Origin of the sequence: Comamonas sp. CMM03 (assembly GCF_019218715.1) — a bacterium.
Lineage (GTDB): Bacteria > Pseudomonadota > Gammaproteobacteria > Burkholderiales > Burkholderiaceae_C > Comamonas > Comamonas terrigena.
This window is the reverse complement of the sequence record NZ_JAHUXB010000002.1, coordinates 403,914-421,364: the sequence shown is the minus strand read 5'-3', so window position 1 is coordinate 421,364 and position 17,451 is coordinate 403,914. Positions and strand designations below refer to the sequence as shown.

The 17,451-nt window shown below is 64.4% G+C and carries 21 protein-coding genes and 1 riboswitch; of the genes, 9 read left to right on the top strand and 12 right to left on the bottom strand.

The window, feature by feature from the left end:
* The first annotated feature begins 119 nt into the window (after positions 1-119).
* From KW830_RS08810 to KW830_RS08800, 3 genes are all read left to right on the top strand, one after another.
* Entirely contained in the window at positions 120-827 is a 708-nt protein-coding gene (locus tag KW830_RS08810) for a response regulator (protein ID WP_218332870.1), read from the top strand.
* Positions 824-2,068, top strand: a complete 1,245-nt coding sequence (locus KW830_RS08805) for an ATP-binding protein (RefSeq protein ID WP_218332869.1) — start codon at positions 824-826, stop codon at positions 2,066-2,068. Before KW830_RS08810 ends, KW830_RS08805 begins: the two co-directional genes overlap by 4 nt.
* A 417-nt stretch (positions 2,069-2,485) precedes the next feature.
* The gene (locus KW830_RS08800) at positions 2,486-3,232 is read left to right on the top strand and encodes a response regulator (protein ID WP_066539778.1); all 747 of its coding nucleotides are present in this window, start codon (positions 2,486-2,488) and stop codon (positions 3,230-3,232) included.
* A gap of 27 nt (positions 3,233-3,259) precedes the next feature.
* On the opposite strand, the gene KW830_RS08795 is transcribed toward KW830_RS08800, so the two are convergent.
* The 4 genes from KW830_RS08795 to KW830_RS08780 form a co-directional block, all read right to left on the bottom strand.
* Positions 3,260-3,847, bottom strand: a complete 588-nt coding sequence (locus tag KW830_RS08795) for a chalcone isomerase family protein (RefSeq protein WP_218332868.1) — start codon at positions 3,845-3,847, stop codon at positions 3,260-3,262.
* 88 nt (positions 3,848-3,935) lie between these two features.
* Positions 3,936-4,634, bottom strand: a complete 699-nt coding sequence (locus KW830_RS08790) for a flagellar basal body L-ring protein FlgH (RefSeq protein WP_066539772.1) — start codon at positions 4,632-4,634, stop codon at positions 3,936-3,938.
* A 33-nt stretch (positions 4,635-4,667) separates the two neighbouring features.
* Positions 4,668-5,216, bottom strand: coding sequence for a hypothetical protein (locus tag KW830_RS08785; RefSeq protein WP_066539763.1), 549 nt, complete (start codon positions 5,214-5,216; stop codon positions 4,668-4,670).
* Positions 5,217-5,240: 24 nt separating this feature from the next.
* The gene (locus tag KW830_RS08780; RefSeq protein ID WP_066539760.1) at positions 5,241-5,795 is read right to left on the bottom strand and encodes a hypothetical protein; all 555 of its coding nucleotides are present in this window, start codon (positions 5,793-5,795) and stop codon (positions 5,241-5,243) included.
* Positions 5,796-6,137: 342 nt separating this feature from the next.
* On the opposite strand from KW830_RS08780, the gene KW830_RS08775 reads away from it, so the two are divergent.
* Positions 6,138-6,443: a hypothetical protein gene (locus KW830_RS08775; RefSeq protein WP_218332867.1), complete on the top strand. Its 306-nt coding sequence runs from the start codon at positions 6,138-6,140 to the stop codon at positions 6,441-6,443.
* A gap of 172 nt (positions 6,444-6,615) precedes the next feature.
* Here KW830_RS08775 and KW830_RS08770 read toward each other — a convergent pair whose 3' ends face one another.
* The gene (locus tag KW830_RS08770) at positions 6,616-6,864 is read right to left on the bottom strand and encodes a DUF1653 domain-containing protein (RefSeq protein WP_066539871.1); all 249 of its coding nucleotides are present in this window, start codon (positions 6,862-6,864) and stop codon (positions 6,616-6,618) included.
* Positions 6,865-7,021: 157 nt separating this feature from the next.
* Here KW830_RS08770 and KW830_RS08765 point away from each other — a divergent pair, with 157 nt between their 5' ends.
* The gene (locus KW830_RS08765; RefSeq protein WP_218332866.1) at positions 7,022-8,293 is read left to right on the top strand and encodes an RsmB/NOP family class I SAM-dependent RNA methyltransferase; all 1,272 of its coding nucleotides are present in this window, start codon (positions 7,022-7,024) and stop codon (positions 8,291-8,293) included.
* A 116-nt stretch (positions 8,294-8,409) separates the two neighbouring features.
* Here KW830_RS08765 and KW830_RS08760 read toward each other — a convergent pair whose 3' ends face one another.
* Entirely contained in the window at positions 8,410-8,808 is a 399-nt protein-coding gene (locus tag KW830_RS08760) for a rhodanese-like domain-containing protein (RefSeq protein WP_218333159.1), read from the bottom strand.
* A 99-nt stretch (positions 8,809-8,907) separates the two neighbouring features.
* On the opposite strand from KW830_RS08760, the gene ftrA reads away from it, so the two are divergent.
* The gene (gene ftrA / locus KW830_RS08755) at positions 8,908-9,909 is read left to right on the top strand and encodes a transcriptional regulator FtrA (RefSeq protein WP_218332865.1); all 1,002 of its coding nucleotides are present in this window, start codon (positions 8,908-8,910) and stop codon (positions 9,907-9,909) included.
* Between the two features lie 113 nt (positions 9,910-10,022).
* Here ftrA and KW830_RS08750 read toward each other — a convergent pair whose 3' ends face one another.
* Positions 10,023-10,913 carry an esterase family protein gene (locus KW830_RS08750; protein ID WP_255578237.1) on the bottom strand — a complete coding sequence of 297 codons (891 nt, stop codon included), beginning with the start codon at positions 10,911-10,913 and terminating at the stop codon, positions 10,023-10,025.
* A 273-nt stretch (positions 10,914-11,186) separates the two neighbouring features.
* Here KW830_RS08750 and KW830_RS08745 point away from each other — a divergent pair, with 273 nt between their 5' ends.
* On the top strand, positions 11,187-11,528 hold the full coding sequence (locus tag KW830_RS08745) for a hypothetical protein (RefSeq protein WP_218332864.1): 342 nt from the start codon (positions 11,187-11,189) through the stop codon (positions 11,526-11,528).
* Between the two features lie 82 nt (positions 11,529-11,610).
* Positions 11,611-12,063, top strand: a complete 453-nt coding sequence (locus KW830_RS08740; RefSeq protein WP_218332863.1) for a GNAT family N-acetyltransferase — start codon at positions 11,611-11,613, stop codon at positions 12,061-12,063.
* A 342-nt stretch (positions 12,064-12,405) separates the two neighbouring features.
* Here KW830_RS08740 and KW830_RS08735 read toward each other — a convergent pair whose 3' ends face one another.
* Entirely contained in the window at positions 12,406-12,933 is a 528-nt protein-coding gene (locus KW830_RS08735; protein WP_218332862.1) for a 6,7-dimethyl-8-ribityllumazine synthase, read from the bottom strand.
* Positions 12,934-13,068: 135 nt separating this feature from the next.
* Positions 13,069-13,221: riboswitch (FMN riboswitch) on the bottom strand.
* Positions 13,222-13,313: 92 nt separating this feature from the next.
* Positions 13,314-13,709 carry a hypothetical protein gene (locus tag KW830_RS08730; RefSeq protein WP_218332861.1) on the bottom strand — a complete coding sequence of 132 codons (396 nt, stop codon included), beginning with the start codon at positions 13,707-13,709 and terminating at the stop codon, positions 13,314-13,316.
* A gap of 219 nt (positions 13,710-13,928) precedes the next feature.
* Here KW830_RS08730 and KW830_RS08725 point away from each other — a divergent pair, with 219 nt between their 5' ends.
* Entirely contained in the window at positions 13,929-15,437 is a 1,509-nt protein-coding gene (locus KW830_RS08725) for a PLP-dependent aminotransferase family protein (RefSeq protein ID WP_218332860.1), read from the top strand.
* Positions 15,438-15,512: 75 nt separating this feature from the next.
* Here KW830_RS08725 and rpmG read toward each other — a convergent pair whose 3' ends face one another.
* The 3 genes from rpmG to trxB form a co-directional block, all read right to left on the bottom strand.
* Positions 15,513-15,683, bottom strand: a complete 171-nt coding sequence (gene rpmG, locus KW830_RS08720; RefSeq protein ID WP_066539717.1) for a 50S ribosomal protein L33 — start codon at positions 15,681-15,683, stop codon at positions 15,513-15,515.
* A gap of 20 nt (positions 15,684-15,703) precedes the next feature.
* A complete protein-coding gene (gene rpmB / locus KW830_RS08715) occupies positions 15,704-15,937 on the bottom strand; it encodes a 50S ribosomal protein L28 (RefSeq protein ID WP_066539714.1) in 234 nt (77 codons plus the stop codon).
* Positions 15,938-16,333: 396 nt separating this feature from the next.
* Positions 16,334-17,284 (bottom strand): thioredoxin-disulfide reductase, encoded by a 951-nt coding sequence (gene trxB, locus KW830_RS08710; protein ID WP_066539713.1) that lies wholly within the window; start codon positions 17,282-17,284, stop codon positions 16,334-16,336.
* Positions 17,285-17,451 lie beyond the last annotated feature (167 nt).

The window sequence follows — 17,451 nt, the reverse complement described above, 5'->3', positions numbered from 1 at the left end:
AAGCGCGTTGTAAGCCCCTGAACTGTCTATGGGGCATCCTTTCTTTCCTCCCATACCAAGCGAAGCACGTCCTTACACTGGCCTCCTGTTGACGCGGAAATGCAAGGAGTGAGCACGCGATGTACCGAATCTTGGTGGTGGATGACGATGAAGAGATTACGACGCTGCTCAGCCAATACATGGAGCGTTTTGGCTTTGAAGTGCATGTGGCCAGCGATGGCGCCAGCATGCACAGCCAGCTCAAGGCCCATGCCATCGATCTGGTGGTGATGGACGTGATGCTGCCCGGTGTCGATGGCCTGACCTTGGCCCGCTTGCTGCGCCAGCAGTCGCAGATGCCCATCATCATGCTGACCGCGCGTGCCGAATCCTATGACTGCGTGGTGGGGCTGGAGCTGGGCGCCGACGATTACATGGGCAAGCCCTTCGAGCCGCGCGAACTGGTGGCCCGCATCCACAGTGTGATGCGCCGCCAGGCCACGGCCCAGGCCGATACCAGCCAGGCCGCGAATGTGCGTTTCGATGCCTGGACCTTGCAGCGCCTGGAGCGCCAGGTGGTGGATCCGCAGGGCACGGTGGTGCCGCTGTCGTATGCGGAATACCGTCTGCTGTGCACCTTGCTGGAAGCGCCACGCCGTGTCTTTAGCCGCGAGCAACTGCTGGAGCAGGCCCGGGGGCGCAGCATGGACAGCCTGGACCGCAGCGTGGACCTGCTGATCTCGCGCCTGCGCCACAAGCTGGGTGAGGACGGGCCTTCGCTGATCAAGACCGTGCGGGGGGCTGGCTACATGCTGGACGCCCGCCATATCCAGGCCTGCGTGGCATGAGTCCGGTGACTGCACCTGCCGCTGACGGGCTGGGGCCTGCCGCCGCGCCCAGCGTGGCGCCACCGGCACTGGGCTGGGCTGACCGGCTGCGCAGGCTGCTGCAGCGGCTGCGGCGCGGGCCGGATACGCTGTTCGGCCGGCTGGCCTGCCTGCTGGCCGTGGTGGTGGTGGCCAGCCATCTGCTGGCGCTGTCGCTGATGTTCGAGCTGCGCGGGCCTCCGCCGCCCCCGCCACAGCCGCCGATGCCGCCGCAGCAGGTCCAGGGCGAGACCCTGAGCAACCCCATCACCGTGACCAACGAGAAATCCTATGTGGTGCGCCGTGGACTGCCGCTGCAGTTGCAGCCGGAAGGGCGACCGTTGCCGCCGCAAAAAGAACCCCAGCGTTCGCTGTGGGCCTTTGTGCTGGACGTGGGCTTCCGCCTGTCGGCGCTGCTGATCGCAACCTGGTTCGGCGCGCGTTGGCTGGCCACTCCCATGCTGCGCCTGGCGGCGGCGGCGCGGGAGCTGGGGGGCAATATCAACCGCCCCCCGCTGCCCGAGACGGGCACCGTGGAATGCCGCGAGGCCAGCCGTGTGTTCAATCAGATGCAGGACCGCATCCGCCAGCAGCTGCAGGACCGTGACCGACTGGTGGCGGCTGTCTCGCACGATCTGCGCACGCCGCTGACCCGGCTGCGCCTGCGTGCCGAGCTGCTGGACGACCATCACACCAACCTCGAATTCCAGCGCGACATTGCCGAGATGGACGCCATGATCCAGGACACGCTGGACTATCTGCGCGGCCAGGCCCAGGCCACGCCCATGGTGCGCGTGCAGGTGCAGGCCTTGCTGGAAAGCGTGGTGGACGACCATGAATTGACGGGGGTGCACATCCCGCTGCGGGGAACGGCCGGGATCATCCAGGCCCAGATCGGGCCACTGCGCCGCTGTGTGGACAATCTGATTGCCAATGCGCTGCGCTACGGCGGCGGGGCCGAGGTGTTGCTGGAAGAAAGCCCGCTGGGCGTGCGCATCACCGTGCGCGACCATGGCCCCGGCCTGCCCGATGCGGCGCTGCGGCAGGTGATGCAGCCTTTTGTGCGCATGGAAGCATCGCGCCACCGCCACCACGGCGGGGTGGGGTTGGGCCTGTCGATTGCGCGCGATATTGCGCTGCGCCACCATGGCGAACTGCGCCTGCACAACGCCCACGACGGCGGCCTGTGCGCCGTGCTGGAGCTGCCCTACAGCCAGCCGTAGCCGTGATGCGCCCGCTTCTGCAGCTGCTTCTGTCGTAGCTGCGTGCAGGCGGGAATATCCACGGTTGGCGCGCTGTGTATGCCGCCGCTTGTGTTTTTCAGGCCGGCTGGCATATTCAGGGGGCATGTGGAAAATAAGCCTTGCTGCATTATCTGGTGGCTAAAAGATGGGTGCCGAAAATCGGCGCCAGTTTTCGTCCGGCTGCCACCGCGTAAATAGCAGAAGTGACATATTGTTTCAGTCCGCCTACAAAAAACGGGCTTTGTAGGTGTCTTGCGGTCCTTATGTACGTGGTTGCGTACGTAAAGAGTGAAAAAAGTATAAAAAAACTGCTTAAGTTTTCACCGCAAGTGCCGAGGGGTGCCTACACTCGCAGTCAAAACGACCACAATTATTTTGACTCAGCACGGTTTGCCTATGCACCATATTCTGGTGGTGGATGACGACGAGGAAATCACCGCATTACTCACGCAATATCTCACCCGTTTCGGTTATGCCACTTATGCGGCCTGCGACGGAGATTCCATGCGTGCCCAGCTGGCTGCCCAGCCCATCGACCTGGTGGTGCTGGATGTCATGCTGCCGGGCGTGGACGGAATCCGGCTGGCCAAGGAGCTGCGCTCGCACTCCCAGTTGCCCATCATCATGCTGACCGCCCGCTCCAACCCCTTTGACTGTGTGCTGGGGCTGGAGCTGGGGGCCAACGATTACATGGGCAAGCCCTTCGAGCCCCGTGAACTGGTGGCACGCATCCAGAACGTGCTGCGAAACTCGGCCGCCGCGGTGGCTGCGGCGATCAAGCCGGTGACCTTGCCCCCGGATCTGCTCGAGGTGGTGCAGTTCGATGGCTGGCAGCTCTTCACCATGGAGCGCCACCTGGTGTCGCCCGACGGGGTGGTGGTGCCGCTGTCGGGGGCCGAGCTGCGCTTGCTGTGCACTTTTCTGCGCACCCCCCGGCGGGTCTGCAGCCGGGACAAGCTGATGGAGCAAGCCCATGGGCGCACGATGGCGGCGTTCGAGCGCAGCATCGACCTGCTGGTATCGCGCCTGCGCAGCAAGCTCGGCGACGATCCCCGTTCGCCCACGCTGCTCAAGACCGTGCGCGGCGTGGGCTATGTGCTGGAGGTGCAGCACGTCCAGGGCCATCCGGTCTGGCAGCGCTGACCAGGTTGGCGGAGCGTCTTCTTGGTCTCAGCTCAGGCCTAGCAGGGCGGTCTTGAGCTGCGGATCGTCCGCCTGCTCGCCCAGCCAGAAGTTGAGCAAGGTGTTGTAGAAGGCAATGTCCTGCATCGGTTGCACCACGCGGCGGCGGTTGTGCTCCACCACCGTGCCGGTTCCCGGAATCCAGTCCAGGGTCAGCAGGTCGCCGCTGCGCAGCCCGGACGGCAGGTGCGCCAGGGCCTGGCTCAGGCCGTTCATCTGCTCGGCCACGCGGGCATCCATCTGGGCGATGTCCTTGGCCAGCTTGTCCAGCACGGCTTCCTCGAACTCCTTGGCCGAGATGTCGCGCATCAGCCGGATCACCAGGCGGCGCGGACCATCGCTGGAGAGCACGGCTTCGGTGGTGCGTCGCTGGTCACGCAGGTACAGACCCACCGTGTAGACCTTGAAGAGCAGGCGCTTGCTGATGCCTGCGCCGTTGAGCTGCAGCTGCTGCCCCGCCACCTGGGCGGACGCGCCGATCAGGGCAGGCTCCGCTTCGGCGGCGCGCCCCAGGCTGGGCAGGCAACTGGCCACACAGGAGGCGATGGCCAGTGCAGTCTTGAATGGGGTGGGCATGGTGATCTCCTTGCAAAGACAGGTGCAGCATCCGGCACTGCTGCGGGTCAAAAAAAGGGGACGCCGGCAGGGAAAAACCGCGTGGCGATTACCAGATGGCCAGGGTGTTGGTGAGTACCCGCTGCAGCCAGGTGCGTTGACCGGCTTCCGAGACATCGCCCCGACCGACCACTTCCATCTTGGCGTTGATGACGTCGGACGAGGCCACGATGTTCTGGGGACGGAAGTCGCGTGGGTCGACGACACCGGAGAAGCGCAGGGTCTTGGCGTCGCCGTTCATGGCGATGCTGCGCTCGCCCGCCACCACCAGGTGGCCATTGGGCAGCACGTTGATGACCGAGGCCGCAATCTGTCCGGTGAAGTTGCTGGAATTGCTGGAGCTGCCGTCACCGCTGAAGGAATCGCTGCCGGAGGCCTGGGCGTCCAGATTCAGGATGGAGCCCAGAAAGCCGGTACCCGAATTGCTGCCTGGGCCCTTGTTGGCCATGGCGTTCTGGCGGCTGGCGTCGGTCTTGGCCTTGCTGGTGGCGCTCATGGACTCGGCGATCTCGATCTTCAGCGAATCCCCGACATTGCGCGGCCGGGCACGGCCGTTGAATGGGCTGGTGAAGGTGTTGTTGTTGAAAAGGCTGCCGGTGTTGACGCGCTCGATATTGGCCATGCGCGGCATGGCGGCCACGGCAACCGGGCTGTTGACGATGGAGGGGTCGCGCGTCACGCAGCCGGTCAGCATGCCTGCGCACAAGGCGGCAGAGGCCAGGAACAATGGGCGGAAAGGCATGGGCATCGGAATCTCCTGCGAAATCGGAAAAAAGGGGAATCAGTCTTGGTAGCCGGTGACCAGGGCGGTCACGACCGGGCTGACCTTGGTGCGGGTGCTGGTCCACTGGCCGCGTGACAGATAGGGGTCCAGCTGGAACTGGCTGCTGGAGATCAGCTCGCCTTCCTTGGAGCGCAGGGCCAGTTGCACCGAGGTCACATACGGGCGGAAGTCCCCCGTGAAGGGCGGGCGGCCCCAGTCGAAGTAGGCGGTGTACTCCAGCCAGACATTGCACAGGCGTGCCGCGGGGGCGGTGTCATACACCTTGCTGTCGATGCCGTGCTTCTGCAGTTCGGCCTGCAGGGCCGGCACCAGGTCGGGCACCTGCGTCTGGGGGTTGTACTCAATGCACACGCTGTTCAGCGGGGTGCGCAGGTTGTAGAGCGTGTTGGATGCCGAGGGGGGCGACAGCGCCACAGCGCTGTTGGCGACGACGGCGGCGGCCTTGGTCAGTTCCCACAAGGGTTCGACGGTGATGATGGCGCAGCCGGTTTGCAGTGCGCAGGCTGCAATGCCCAGGGTGGTGAGCAGAGGGGTAGGGATTCGCATGATGGGGCGTCCTGCAGTCTGTGTTCAGACCAGTTCGTTGAGAAGGGCGCGTACCGCCGAATTGCCCAGGGCCACATAGGAAGCCACGTTGCGCGAGCCGGAGCCCACGACATCCAGCACCGTTTCGGCGCCGTCGGTCACCGCGCCTGCCACGGTGGAAGCCATCTCCACGGTGTCATCCCAGAGATCGGCCACGCCGGACGCCGTCGATTCCACCGACTGGGCCACGCTGGTGGCCGCCGAGCCCAGGGAGTTGGCGACGCTGGACGCGGTGGACTCCACGGTCTGGGCCAGGCTCACGATGGCGTCCAGGCCGTCTTCTGCCAGCCCGGCAATGCCGTCTCCCAGATCGCTCACCCCTTCCACGGTGCTGTCGATGCCCGCTTCCAGCCATTCCAGACCGGTGTGGCCTGCTTCGCTGAGCAGGGCCAGGCTTTCGTTGCTGAAGGAGCAGATGGCGCTGGCAAAGTCGGACTCGCCCGCTTCCTGGGTGTCTGCCGCCACGCGGGGGCGCTTGGTGTTGGTCAGCGCAGCGAGAGAACTGGAGCCGCTGCCTGAAACAGATGTGATGTCGCTCATCGCAATCTCCTTGAAAAGATGAGCGAATATTAGGAGTGTGCTGATTGATTAAATAAGGCGATGAATGGGAGAAAATCAGGCCAAACTACAAATCGCATACAAATAATCAACAGTTTGGATACCAAATGTGAGGGGCAAGTATTATTTCGGCATGCGTTATGTACGTTATTTGAAATTATCAGGTGACGCTGTGCATGCAAATTGCGATTGATGCTGTGGTATTGATTGTGGAGTTTTGTATATTTTATGTAGACAGTTTGTGTGGATTTTGTATGGCGCCATTTATTCTGGAATGTTTGTGATACAAATGCGGTGTAGAAATGAAAAAGAAATGAAGACGACATGAATGCACTTCAGGCCATCCAGACGGTGCGTGGTGCCCTGCAGCTGGGCACTGCCGTGCACCAGAAGCGTTCACTGGGCGATGTGGTGGGGGCCGTGGCGGGAACGGCCTTTGCCGCCCAGACGGGGGGCGTGGGCAGCATTGCCAGCGGGCTGGTCGAAGACGTGACCGCCGCCGTGGTGGATGGCGTGGTGGCGGGGGTGACCGGCGTGGTGGATACCACGACCACGGCCGGCAAGGCCATTGCCGCCTACACCAGTGGCGGGATGAAGACCTTGGGCAAGGTCGTGGACTTTTTCGTCTGAAGCGCGCGCTGCCTAGGCGCAGGGCAGTACATGGTGAATGCCGGAAGGCTGTGACGAGATACCTGGGGTGCCGCGGTCATCGCCGGGTGTCCGCTTCCGTCCGGCGAGCGTATCTCCAACGGGCTGCAGGCATGCAAAGACCTGCGGGGCGCAGGCGGGCTGCCGCCCTGGCTCAGTCCCCGTCGCCCACGTGCGCAAAGCGTGGTTGCTCCACGCCATCGACCACCACGGTCTCGGTGAACATGGCAGCAGGCCGCACCCACAGCGCGCCTTCGCCGTACAGGGGCCGGTACACCACCAGGGCCTCCAGCGTCTCGCTGTGCCGGGCGACGTCCAGCACCTGGTAGAAGTTGCCTTTGTAGTGGCGGTAGCGGCCGGCGGGAATCTGCGGCAGAGGGGGAAGGGGTTCGGGGTGTGCCATGGCCGCCATGCTAGTGCCTGGGCAGCACGTTCACGGAAAGCACGGCGCAAAAAAGCGATGTGGGCGGATCCCGGTAGGCTGATGGGCGTGCTACCACCCACAGGCCGCCAAGCCGCGGCCATACCTGGGAATAGCCCGCAATGGGACAATGCAGGCTATGCACCCCAAAGCCCTTCTGGACGCTTGCGCCGAACTGGTCAAGCTGACCCTGCAATTTCAACACCCGGCCGATGCCGTGGTGTCCCGCTATTTCCGTGACCACCGCAACCTGGGCCCGCGCGAGCGCGGCACGCTGGCCGAAACGGCCTACACCGTGTTGCGCAAGAAAACCCTGTTCGAAGCCCTGGCCCGCAACGGCAGCGGCCCCAAGGAGCGGCGTCTGGCCATCCTGGGCTTTCACGGCCCGCGCGACTTTCTGAAAGCCGCGCTCAGCCCGCAGGAGATCAAGTGGGTCGATGAATGCGATGCGGTGAAGCCCGCAGAGCTGATGCCCCAGCACCGCCACAACCTGCCCCAGTGGATGGCCGACGCGCTGCAAGCCCAGGTGGGCGACCAGTTCGAGGCACTGGCCGCCAGCATGCTGGAGCCTGCTCCGCTGGACCTGCGGGTCAACGCCCTGAACGCCAAGCGCGCCGAGGTGCAAAAGGAGCTGAAGGAAGCCGGCATCAAGGCCGAAGCCACGCCGTACTCCCCCTGGGGGCTGCGCGTGGACAGCAAGCCTGCGCTGACCCGGCTGGAAGCCTTTGTGAAGGGCCGCATCGAGGTGCAGGACGAAGGCTCGCAGCTGCTGGCCCTGCTGCTGGACGCCAAGCGCGGCGAAATGGTGGTGGATTTCTGCGCCGGAGCCGGCGGCAAGACCCTGGCCATTGGCGCGCAGATGCGCAACACCGGTCGCCTGTACGCGTTCGATGTGTCCGCCCACCGCTTGGAAGCGCTCAAGCCCCGTCTGGCGCGCAGCGGCCTGTCGAATGTGCACCCTGCCGCCCTGGCCCATGAGCGCGACGAACGCGTCAAGCGCCTGGCCGGCAAGATCGATCGCGTGCTGGTGGATGCGCCTTGCTCCGGCCTGGGCACCCTGCGCCGCAACCCCGATCTGAAGTGGCGCCAGGACCAGAATGCGGTGGCCGAGCTGACCGAAAAGCAGCTGTCCATCCTGACCAGCGCTGCGCGCATGGTGAAGTCCGGCGGCCGCCTGGTCTACGCCACCTGCTCCGTGCTGCCCGAAGAAAACGAGCGCATTGCCGAAGCCTTCCAGCAAGCGCATCCCGACTTCGTGCCGCTGGATGCCGGTCAGACGCTGGAGAAGCTGAAAGTGGAGCACGCTGCGACCCTGTGCGCTGGCGGCGACACCGGCACGCAGTATGTGCGCCTGTGGCCCCACGCCCACCAGACCGACGGCTTTTTTGCCGCCGTGTGGGAACGCAAGTAAGCGCGGCTTCCGCCCTGTACTCCGGCGGTGTTCACCGCTGGCAAAAAAATCCCCGCAGTTGAAAGGCTGGCGGGGATTTTTTATCGGCTGGTCGGGCGCGCCGGGCGCGCTGGCGTTCAGTCTGCTGACGTGGACAGGGCAAAGCCTTCATCCTGCCAGCCGGTGATGCCTCCGGCCATGATTTTGACGGGCCGGCCCAGTCTGGCCAGACGCAGTGCGCCCCGGGCAGCGCCATTGCAATGGGGTCCTGCGCAGTAGGTCACAAACACGGTGTCGGCAGGCCACTGCACGAGTTGGCTGGCGACCAGTTTCCCGTGCGGAAGGTGGATGGCGCCCGGAATGTGGCCCCGGGCAAAAAGGGCGGCCGAGCGCACATCGAGCAAGACGAAATCGGCGCCCTCGGACAGTGCGGCATGCACGTCCCAGCAGTCGGTTTCAAACGCAAACGCGGCCGCAAAATGGGCTTCGGCAAGTGCAGCGGGCGCGGCGGGAGTGGCAGTCACGGCGGTGGGCATATCAGGCTTTCTGGGTGGTGAAGCCGAGATGGTGCTCTGCCACCAAAGCTGCAACAATTGGCAGAAAAGACATTGATCGACAATTTTTCGCCAAACTGTGTGACTCATACCGCACCCGCACCCACCTCTGCATCGCTCCCGGAACTCCAAGGCCCTCTGGTGGTGACCTTGGTGCACGACCAGCTGTGCACGTTCGAGTTTTCCATTGCCGCAGAGATCTTCGGGCTGAGCCGGCCTGAAATGGGACCCGGGTGGTACCGCTTCGCCAGCGCGGGCGTCGAGCCCGGGCTGTTGCGCGCACAGGGGGGCCTGCTGGTCACCCCGACGGCGGGGATGGAGTTGCTGGAGCAGGCAGATCTGATTGTGGCGGCCGGCTGGAAAGGGGCCGATGTCCCGGTGCCGGGCGAATTGACGGCGGCGCTGCGCCGGGCATGGCAGCGCGGAGCGCGCCTGGCTTCCATCTGCTCGGGGGCATTTGTGCTGGCGGCCACCGGCTTGCTGTCAGGCAGGAAGGCGACCACCCATTGGCGCTACAGCGAAAAGCTGCGCGCGCTGTACCCCGACATTGCCGTGGATGCCGATGTGCTGTACGTGGCGGAGGAGCGCATCTACACCTCGGCAGGCAGTGCCGCCGGCATGGATTTGATGCTGCACATCGTGCGCGAGGATTTCGGCGCGGAAGCCGCCAACCGGGTGGCCCGGCGCCTGGTGATGCCGCCGCACCGCAGCGGCGGTCAGGCACAGTTCATTGAAAGGCCGGTGCCGGCAGACCGCCACCACCGCATGGTGGACGTGCTGGAGCGGGTGCGTGCAGAGCTGGAGGCCCCATGGACGGTGGAGCGCATGGCGGACGCGGCGGCGATGAGTGTGCGCACTTTTCTGCGGCGTTTCACGGAATCCACCGGGCAGTCCCCCGGCCAGTGGCTGATTGCCGAGCGCATTGCCGAAGCGCAGCGCCTGCTGGAGTCCAGCCATCTGTCCGTCGAACGCATCGCCGCCCTGGTGGGCTTTGGCAGCGTGCAGGCCCTGCGGCACCACTTCCAGGGCAAGCTGGCGGTGCCACCGTCGGAGTACCGCCGCATGTTCAAGCTCCATCCCTGACACGGGGTGGTGACCCTTGCGGCGGCCGTCCACCAAAGCGCCCCACCTGCGTGTGATGGATGCAGGTGGAAGCAGGGTATCCCCACTGGCCGCAGAGCGTGCCAGCGCCGGGTTTATTTCGTCGTTCCGACCTGGGGCCGGCTGACCGTGCTGAACACGTATTTCAGGCTGTCGCCCAGCGTGGTTTCCCAGACCATCCATTCGTGCTTGCCGTTGACGATGCGCAGCTCGGCCGGTTGCTTGGCTTTGCGCAGCTGGCTGTAGAGCTGAGTGGCTTCGGCCTCGATGGCAAATTCATCGTCATCGCCCGAGTTGATGTACATGGGCACCTTGATGCCCTTGGCCAGGAAGGCGTCCATCAGTACCGGATAGTTGTACTGCTGCCAGACCGTCTTGCTGTAGGCGCCGCTGGTGTTGGGCTCGGCAAATACCTTGACGTGGCGGGCGGAGGAGTCGGCTGGCGGCTCGGGGTTGTAGATGGCGGGAGAGAGCAGGGCCGCAGCCTGAAATTTTTCGGGGTACTGCAGCACCATGCGCAGTGCACCGTAGCCGCCCATGGACAGGCCGCCGATCACCCGGCCATTGCGGGCGTTGATGGTGCGGTAGGTCTTCTCCACATGGGGCATCAGGTCCTGGAGAAAGGCGGTTTCCATCTTCTCCTTCAGGTCCACGTACCAGTTGGTGTTGGCGTCGGGCATCACATAGATCGCTGGCGGAATGTCGCCATTGGCCACCAGCGTATCGACGGTTTTTTGCATCTTGCCTTTGACGGCCCAGTCGTTGCGCGCACCGTCATTGCCGTGCAGCAGGTACATCACGGGGTAGCGCACATTGGGGCTTTCGGCATAGCCAGTGGGCAGGTAGACGTTGTAGGTCAGGGCGCGACCCAGGGCGGGGCTTTGCACTTCGGTCGAACGCACTTCGCTGGCGTGTGCAGCCGGGGCGATGGCTGCCATGGCGGCGCAGGCCAGCAAGGCTGTGGAACAGGGGGAGGGGATGCGCATGGTTGTTGTCTCCGGTGGTTGTAATGCGATCCCCATTATTGGGAGCAAGCTCTGCCGCCAGCTGTCGCGCGGGTGGAACGGGACTGCGGCTTTGGGCAAGGCGGTGGGCGCGGGTGGCGAATACGGAGAGGGATGGGGATGCCACGGCGGCCAGGAGGCAGCATGTGGCCATTGGCTTCTGTGCGGGCTGCGATCCGGGATTCTGGGAGTGCCCGTCAAGCTATCATTCCCTCGGTCCTCTTGATGGCGAGGGATGGATGCATAGGGATCTGCATGTCCGCCGCCATGGGCGGATGTCTCCATACAGTACAGGTTGTACAGGCAATGGGCCAGAAACTCCCGCAGGAACACATCGATTTTTATCGGGCAATTGACGATCTGCTCTGGAACGAATGGGACCCCATCGGTATATCGACCATGGACTGGCCCAGGGATGAATACCACGCATACCTGCCTCGCGTCTTCAGCCTTGCCATGGGGACGAATGAGCCACAGGTGATTGCGGACTACCTTGAATGGGCCGCAGTGGAAAGAATGGCGCTGGACCCGAATAGGGGGCACTCCTTGGAGATTGCCCGCAGGGTGCTGGCGAAGAAGCAGAAATATGGGCTTTGAGCGCCATGCATCACCCCCTATGGCTTGCCGGGCCTGCAGCTGCCCGTGAAGACGAAGACAGACATGTGATGGAAAAACGGGCATGGCACTGCTGATCCAGGAGATTCCTTCCACCGATGCGCCCTTGGCGCTGTTGCTGCTGGCGGACCCGTCGGAAGACAAGGTGCGTGCCTATCTGGCCGGGTCAAGGTGCTTTGTTGCTTCCCGTGATGGCGTGGTGGTGGGAGCTTGCGTCGTCCAGCCGCGCGGCGCCGGCGTGCACGAGCTGATGAGCATTGCCGTGCTGCCTGAGCATCAGCAATCCGGTTACGGCACGGTGCTGCTGCAATCGGTCATCGATTGCTTTCGCGCATCTGGCGCCAGCCAGTTGGAGGTGGGTACCGGTACGTTCGGCTACCAACTGGCCTTCTACCAGCGCCATGGTTTCCGGGTGGCCAGCATTGACCATGACTTCTTCGTCCGACACTACCCCGAGCCTGTTTTCGAGGACGGCATACAGCACCTGGACATGCTGCGCCTGAGACTGCGATATTGACGCTGCTGCCGCAGGCCGCCGATCCGGCGCTCGCCTCCGCATCTGATTCCGGCATGGGATGGCAGGCCGTGGGCATCCCTGCCAATGGACCGAAGCAGTCTGCCGGCGGCTGAGGCAGGGTGCACTGGCAAGGCGCTTGCCGCAAGGTCCACTGGCAAGGCGCTTGCCGCAAGGTCCACTGCCATCACCGCTGCCGTTGGCGCCAGCGGATGGATCCGGCAGGTGCTGCAGTGGGGGCAGCCGGCTGTGCGGCATCAAAAATCCCTGCACCGGCAGGAAGCCGGGCAGGGGTGATGGCTGCAGCGCCTGCACACGGCGTTGCAGCGGTTCAGGGCGGCAGGCTTACGCCGCCACCGCCTGGGTCAGCAGGGCGTCGATGTCGGCGTGGGCGGCCAGGGTCTGGGCGCAGGCATCGGCGGCTTCTTCGCCTTTGTGGACAAAGTGGTTGCGGAAAAAGCCCAGCAGGTCTTCCGTGGGCTGGAAGTTGTGCGGGGTGAGTGCCACCGAAAACACGGGCACACCGGTGTCCAGCTGCACGCGCATCAGGCCGTCCACCACGGCGGCGGAGACAAATTCGTGGTGGTAGATGCCACCGTTGACGATGACGGCGCAACCGATCACGGCATCAAACTGGCCGGAAGCGGCCAGCTTCTGCGCCATCAGCGGGATTTCAAAGGCACCGGGCACTTCCACCTGGTGCAGGCGTGCCGGGGCGGCGCCCAGCGCGGTCAGGCGGCGCACGGCGGCGTCGCGGGCCTGGTGCACCACATCGCTGTGCCAATTGGCGCTGACGATGGCGATGCGGGCCTGCTGCAGTGCTGCACGGGTGGCCTGGGAGGAAGAAACGTTGGCGATAGTGGTCTGATTCATGGTGTTGGTCTTGCAAAGACATGGAACAAATGAATCAGGGCGCGCGAAGGCAAGGCAGCCCGCAGCAGCCGGCACACCGACGGGCAAAGGATTGCCACGCCCATGCGCTGCCGCCCCAGGCTGGGGGACAGGTCTTCACGTTGCTCTTTCATCCGGACTGTGACCGTCGGCTCTGGCATCGCACCAGATCTGCTGACCCTGAAAGGCGTGGCCTTCCAGGCGCTCGCGGGCTCACAGCCGAGGCTGTATACCGCCGGTGGGGAGTTTCGCCCCGCCCTGAGAACGTCGCCGCTCCAAGGAAGCGGCAGTGCCATTGTAGGGCGGCGCCGATGGCACCAGCGGTCACATAGGCAACCGGGCGACTCGGCCATGGCCTTGCTTCAGCCTGCCGCCGTGCGCCGCCCGCCCACAGAGCGCAGCAATGTCCGCAGGCGCTGCCATGGCGTGGCAGGAGGCGCTGCCGACGCGGGCAAGGGCGCCATGCTGCACTGCAAGCGGGCCGTGCCACCCTGGCTGCTGGCCTGCAACCACAGCAGGCAGGGGGCGCGCCAGCGTTGGCCGGTGGACAGCTGCCACTGCAGGCTGGGCGCACCATCGACCAGGCCCTGCGGGCCGCTGTGCAGCAGCAGGCTGCCATGACTGCAGAACACTTCACTGCCTGCAGGAACGACCAAGGCATGGGCCTGGCCGGGGTGGATGCAGAACAGTTGCGGTGTGGGCTGCGCTGCGGTGGAAGATGTGGGAGAGGGGGCAGAAGAAGGGGAGAGGATGGGCATGCCAGGGCCTGTAGAGCGTGTGAAACAGTGTCTCCAGCGTAAGCAGACGGGCCCTTATGCAACAGGCACAGCCTCGACCTTTGTGCACCGCAGCAGTGCAGGTGACAGAACGGCTGTTCTGGTGTTGTGGATGTCAATCTGTATCTGTTGCAGAACAGATGCCTGGGGCATGATGGCGCCCTTGCTTGTTCCACCGGCGTTCCTGCGGGAACGAGGCCCATGACCCTGGCCCCTGCTGCTGCCCCCCTTCCCCTGTACCGCCGCCTGGCCGGCGACTATGCCCAGGCCATGGGCCTGGGCACCTTGCGTGTGGGCGAGCGCATGCCATCGGTGCGGGAGCTGATGCGCCGCCACCAGGTCAGCCTGTCCACGGCCCTGCAGCTGCTGCGCCATCTGGAGACCCAGGGCCATCTGGAAGCCCGGCCGCGCGTGGGCTACTTTGTGCGCGATGCCCGGACACCGGCCAGTGGCGCGCTGGACCTGACCAGCGAGCCTGACCTGAGCCAGCCGGTGCAGCCCGGTGCGCAGGCGCACTTTGTGGGCATCAACGAACATATTTCGCTGCTGCTGGAGCGTGGCCGCCAGGCCGAGGTGTTTCTGGATGTGGGCGGGTGCACGCCACCGCCGGCACTGTTTGACCACAAGCACCTGAACCAGCTGGTGGCACGCCTGCTGCGCGAGCACCCGCAGTTGCTGGTGCAGGGGCGTTCGCTGCTGGCCAACCAGGGCAACCACCCGCTCTTTCAGCAAGCCATGGCGCGACGCGCGCTGGCATCGGGCATCCGCGTGGCGCCGACCGATGTGCTGGCCACTACCGGCAATTCCGAGGCGGTGAGTCTGGCGCTGGCGGCCGTGGCCCGGCCCGGAGACATGGTGGCCGTGGAGTCGCCCACCTACTACGGCCTGCTGCAGGTGGTGGAGTCGCTGCAGCTGCAGACGCTGGAAATCCCCTGCAGCCCACGCACCGGCCTGTCCATCGAGGCGCTGGAGCTGGCGTTCCAGACCCAGCCACGGCTGAAGGCCGTGGTGGTGGTGCCCGAGTTGCAGATGCCGCTGGGCACGCGCATGCCCGATGCGCACAAGGCGCGGCTGGTGGCGCTGTGCGCCCAGTACGGTGCGGCGCTGATCGAAGACGATTCCTATGGGCTGTTTGTCGAAGGCAGCCAGCCGGTCAAGCCGCTGAAGGCCTGGGACAGCGTGTCCGGCTATGTGGTCTATTGCCAGGCTTTCAACAAAAGCTTGGCGCCCGGACTGCGCCAGGGCTGGATGAATGGCGGCCAATGGCATGGCCGGATACAGATGCTGAAATTTGCCCAGAGCCGCAACACCCAGACCCTGGGTCAGATGGTGGTGGCCGAAGTGCTGGGATCACCCGCACACCAGCGCAGCCTGGAGCGCCTCAAGGCCCAGCTCAAAGCCCAGCGCGAAGCCATGGCCCGGCTGGTGGCACGCCACTTTCCCGTGGGCACGCGCATGAGCTTGCCGGCCGGAGGCCTGTGCCTGTGGCTGGAGCTGCCCGAGGGATTTTCCAGCGCCCAGCTGTTTGGCGATGCGCTGGCGCAGGGCATACGCATTGCGCCGGGCAGCATGTTTTCCAATTCCGGCCGTTATGAGCACTGCATGCGGCTGGCCTGCACCCACCCGGTGGATGCCACGGTGGACAAGGCGATGCAGCTGCTCGGGAGCATGGCCTGTCGCCAGCTGGGCCAGGCGCCGCGTGGTGCATAGGCGCGCAGCGGGACAGGCAATAAAAAAACCGCCAGGGCAGATGCCGGTGGCGGTTTTGGCAGAAAACAGGCTGAATTACTTCAGCTTGGTTTCCTTGTACTCGACGTGCTTGCGAGCCTTGGGGTCGAACTTCATGATCGACATCTTTTCAGGCATCGTCTTCTTGTTCTTGGTGGTGGTGTAGAAGTGACCGGTGCCAGCCGTAGATGCCAGCTTGATCTTGTCGCGTCCGCCTTTAGCAGCCATGGTGTTTCTCCTTCAGGAAATTAAGCTTGGCCACGGGCGCGCATGTCTGCGAGCACGGAGTCGATACCGTTCTTGTCGATCAGGCGCAGAGCAGCGCTGGAAACGCGCAGACGCACCCAACGGTTCTCGGTTTCCACCCAGAAACGACGGTACTGCAGGTTGGGCAGGAAACGACGCTTGGTCTTGTTGTTGGCGTGGGAAACGTTGTTGCCCACCATGGGCTTCTTGCCCGTAACTTCACATACGCGTGCCATTGGGACACTCCGATAGTTGAATCGGCTGCCGGCTCTGAGGTCCTGCAACTGCAGGTTGTGCCGACAACCTCACCTCGCCAGTTTGTAATGGGTGGCGGTAACCCGTTTGCTATCCATGTCCCAGTCTGTAGTTACAGAAGTCCCATATCCAGCAAAGCCAAGGATTATAGCCAGGAAGTGGAAAAGCCCTGGAGTGCGGCCTGGAATCCCCCGGTGAGGCGCTGTACCTGCATCCCGCTGGCCGCGCCGTCGAAGGAGGACTCCAGCGCGGCGGGGGGCCGTGCAGAGCCCAAGCCTGGGCGGTGCGGCTTTCGCGCCGGCTGGCGCGGGCTGGATGCGGGGCTGTGAAGGCGACCCGGAACGGGAGGTGTGGACACTGCGCCTCCCAGGGAGGGCTTATTCCTGTTCCAGGAAACGCTGGGCGTCCAGAGCCGCCATGCAGCCGGTGCCGGCGCTGGTGATGGCCTGGCGGTACACATGGTCCTGGCAGTCGCCGGCGGCAAACACGCCGGGCACGCTGGTCTGGGTGGCAAAGCCTTTGAGGCCGCCCTGGGTGACGATGTAGCCGTTTTCCATTTCCAGCTGGCCCTGGAAGATGTCGGTGTTGGGGTGGTGACCGATGGCAATGAAGGCACCTTGCAGGGCGATGTCTTCGGTGTGGCCGTCCGTCGTGCTCTTGATGCGGATGCCGTTCACGCCCGACTGGTCGCCCAGCACTTCATCCAGGGTGAAGTGGGTCTTGAGCTCGATCTTGCCTTCCTTGACCTTGTCCATCAGCTTGTCCACCAGAATGGGCTCGGCCTTGAACTTGTCGCGGCGGTGCACCAGGGTGACCTTGCTGGCAATGTTGGACAGGTACAGCGCTTCTTCCACGGCGGTGTTGCCGCCGCCGATCACGCACACGGGCTGCTCACGGTAGAAGAAACCGTCGCAGGTGGCGCAGGCCGACACGCCGCGGCCCATGAAAGCTTCTTCCGAGGGCAGGCCCAGGTACTTGGCGGAGGCGCCGGTGGCGATGATCAGGCTGTCGCAGGTGTAGGTGCCGCTGTCGCCGGTCAGGGTGAAGGGGCGCTTGCTGAAATCGACCTTGCTGATGTGGTCGAACACGATCTGGGTCTTGAAGCGCTCGGCATGCTCCAGAAAACGCTGCATCAGCTCGGGACCTTGCACACCCATCACGTCGGCAGGCCAGTTGTCCACTTCGGTGGTGGTCATCAGCTGGCCGCCCTGGGCCATGCCGGTCACCAGCAGCGGCTTGAGGTTGGCGCGGGCGGCATAGACGGCGGCCGTGTAGCCGGCGGGGCCGGAACCGAGAATCAGGACTTGGGCGTGTGTCGGAGTGGTCATGTGCGCAATCAATCAGCGGGCCGCGCGCAGGCGCTGCCCCTTGGAACCCGGGTCCACCACTACCAAGGTGCTGGACCGGAACAAGCAAGCATTGTAGAAAGCGCAAGAGCCCTGTGCCGAATCGGGCTGTTGCTGCATGCATTGCCTGATGCAGTGCAAGTTTTGTT